Below are 2,960 nucleotides of genomic sequence, written 5' to 3' on the forward strand. Positions count from 1 at the left end.
CCGCCGCCATCTGCGGTCGGTCAGCGGTCCGAACGGCCCTACGACCATGCGTCGTAGGAGCGGGCAGCGGCCGGGTCTAGGGTGGTTGTTCATGGCGGGAGCTAACCGGGGCAGTGTCGGGGCTGACGACGCTGACGACGCTGTCACCGCACTCGCACTTGCCGCCGCAGCCGGGGACTCCCGCGCTCTGGAGGCGTTCATCAAGGCCACCCAGCACGATGTCTGGCGGTTCGTGGCCTACCTGTTCGACGGCGGCCACGCCGACGACCTGACCCAGGAGACCTTCCTGCGGGCGATCCGCGCCATCCCGCGGTTCTCCGGGCGCTCCAGTGCCAGGACCTGGTTGCTGGCCATCGCGCGCCGGGTGGTCGCCGATCACATCCGCTACCTGCGGTCGCGTCCGCGCACCGCGCCCGGCGCCGACCCCGAGTTGTTGCTCAACCGCGAGCGGCCCAGCCGCGGCTTTGAGGACGTCGTCGAAGTGAACACCCTGATCGCAGGACTCTCCGACGAGCAGCGCGAGGCGCTGTTGCTGACCCAACTGTTCGGCCTGTCCTACCAGGACGCGGCCGCAGTGTGCGGTTGCCCGGTGGGCACCATCCGCTCCCGGGTCGCCCGCGCCCGTGACGCGCTGCTCGCCGATCCGGATCGCGACGAGCTCACTGGTTAATCCGATCGGATTCGGGCTGGCCGGAGGGTTTTTTCCGGGTCCGGTCCGATGACGCGAGCCGGTGACGGCAGCCACTGGCGCCGCGGTCATGGAACGATGGACACGGATCAGGGTTTCGAGGTTGGGGAGAGCGGTGTCAGCGCGACGTTGGCTGCGGACCACTGCGGTCGTGGGTGCGACGGCCGTGTTGTTGGCCTCCAGTTGCAGCTGGCAGCTCGGTAACCCCATTCCGCAGGGCGTGCCGCCGCCGCCCGGCGACCCGGTCCCGCCGGTCAACACCCAGCTGGTGGCCGGGCGTCCGGCCGACCAGCTGTATCACTGGGCCGCCGAGCGGGCGGCGGTGCTCGACATCCCGGTGACCGCGTTGGAGGCCTACGCCTACGCCGCGCGGGTCGCGGAGGTGGAGAACCCCAACTGCCACCTGGGCTGGACCACGCTGGCCGCGATCGGCCAGATCGAGAGTCACCACGGCCGCTATAACCACGCCACGGTGGCGCGCAACGGCGACGTGCGGCCCAAGATCCGGGGCGTGCGGCTCGACGGGTCCGGCGGCACGCTGCACATCGTCGAGAGTCTGCAGCCCGACCTGGCCGACGACGACGGCGTGGTGCGCGCGATGGGCCCCATGCAGTTCATTCCCGAGACCTGGCGGCTCTACGGCGTCGACGCCAACAACGACGGCATCATCAGCCCGGACAACATCGACGACGCCGCGCTGTCCGCGGCCGGCTATCTGTGCTGGCGCGGAAAGGATCTGGCGACCGCCAAGGGCTGGATGGCGGCCCTGCTTGCCTACAACGATTCGGAGATCTACGCCCGCGCCGTCCGGGACTGGGCCGCTGCGTATGCGGCCGGACGCCCGCTGTGAGGACTGCGGCGGGCAGCACCGTTTAGGCTCCCCGGTAGACCCCAATAGGCTCCCCCATAGGTTTAAGACGGCCAGCCCCATCCAGCTCAAGGAGAAGTCAGTGCCCATCATCCAGCAGGTCGGCGCCCGCGAGATCCTCGATTCCCGCGGCAACCCCACGGTCGAGGTCGAGGTCGCGCTGGAGGACGGCACGTTCGCCCGGGCAGCGGTGCCCTCCGGCGCCTCCACCGGCGAGCACGAGGCCGTCGAGCTCCGCGACGGCGGCTCCCGGTACGGCGGCAAGGGCGTGCAGAAGGCGGTCACCGCGGTGCTGGACCAGATCGCGCCCGCGGTCATCGGGATCAGCGCCGACGACCAGCGGCTGGTGGACCAGGCGCTGGTGGATCTCGACGGCACCCCGGACAAGTCCCGGCTGGGCGCCAACGCCATGCTCGGGGTGTCGCTGGCGGTGGCCAAGGCCGCCGCTGATTCTGCGGCCCTGCCGCTCTACCGCTATCTCGGCGGCCCCAACGCCCACATCCTGCCGGTGCCGATGATGAACATCCTCAACGGTGGCGCGCACGCCGACACCGGTGTCGACGTCCAGGAGTTCATGGTCGCCCCGATCGGCGCACCCAGTTTCGCCGAGTCGCTGCGCTGGGGCGCGGAGGTCTACCACGCCCTCAAGGCGGTGCTCAAGAAGCAGGGGCTGTCCACCGGGCTGGGTGACGAGGGCGGCTTCGCCCCCGATGTCGCCGGCACCACTGCGGCGCTGGATCTCATCAGCACCGCGATCGAGTCCACCGGATTCACGCTGGGCACCGACGTGGCGTTGGCTCTCGACGTCGCGGCCACCGAGTTCTACACCGAGGGCAGCGGCTACGCGTTCGAGAAGCAGAACCGCACCGCCGCGCAGCTGACCGAGTTCTACGCCAAGCTGCTCGACAACTACCCGCTGGTGTCGATCGAGGACCCGCTGTCGGAGGACGATTGGGACGGCTGGGTGGCGCTGACCAACGAAATCGGGGACCGGGTGCAGCTCGTCGGTGACGATCTGTTCGTCACCAACCCCGAACGCCTCGAGGAGGGCATCGAGCGGGGCGCGGCGAACGCGCTGCTGGTGAAGGTCAACCAGATCGGCACCCTCACCGAAACCCTGGACGCGGTGACGCTGGCGCACCACAGCGGCTACCGCACCATGATGAGTCACCGCAGCGGCGAGACCGAAGACACCACCATCGCCGACCTCGCGGTGGCCGTCAGCAGTGGCCAGATCAAGACCGGTGCGCCGGCCCGCAGTGAGCGGGTGGCCAAGTACAACCAGTTGCTGCGGATCGAGGAGGAACTCGGCGACGCCGCCCGCTACGCCGGCGAGCTGGCCTTCCCCCGCTACGCGCCGGAGACCCGATAGTCCGTCGGGGGCGCTGGCAATGTCCGATCCGA

Annotated in this window: 3 protein-coding genes; all 3 read left to right on the forward strand. The window is 69.8% G+C overall.

Annotation, left to right across the window (positions count from 1 at the left end; translation table 11 throughout):
- Nucleotides 1-91 precede the first annotated feature (91 nt).
- The gene (gene sigC / locus DQP56_RS23505; RefSeq protein ID WP_112689464.1) at nt 92-670 is read left to right on the forward strand and encodes an RNA polymerase sigma factor SigC; all 579 of its coding nucleotides are present in this window, start codon (nt 92-94) and stop codon (nt 668-670) included.
- Nucleotides 671-803: 133 nt separating this feature from the next.
- Nucleotides 804-1,538 (forward strand): lytic transglycosylase domain-containing protein, encoded by a 735-nt coding sequence (locus DQP56_RS23510; protein WP_112689466.1) that lies wholly within the window; start codon nt 804-806, stop codon nt 1,536-1,538.
- Between the two features lie 100 nt (nt 1,539-1,638).
- On the forward strand, nt 1,639-2,928 hold the full coding sequence (gene eno, locus DQP56_RS23515) for a phosphopyruvate hydratase (RefSeq protein WP_112689468.1): 1,290 nt from the start codon (nt 1,639-1,641) through the stop codon (nt 2,926-2,928).
- Nucleotides 2,929-2,960: the final 32 nt, after the last annotated feature.

The sequence above is a fragment of the Mycolicibacter senuensis genome (genome assembly GCF_003284925.1).
In the GTDB taxonomy this organism is placed as follows: domain Bacteria; phylum Actinomycetota; class Actinomycetes; order Mycobacteriales; family Mycobacteriaceae; genus Mycobacterium; species Mycobacterium algericum_A.

Coding starts and splice junctions, on each gene's coding strand:
- sigC (WP_112689464.1), top strand. CDS start 92: ATGGCGGGAGCTAACCGGGGCAGTGTCGGGGCTGACGACGCTGACGAC.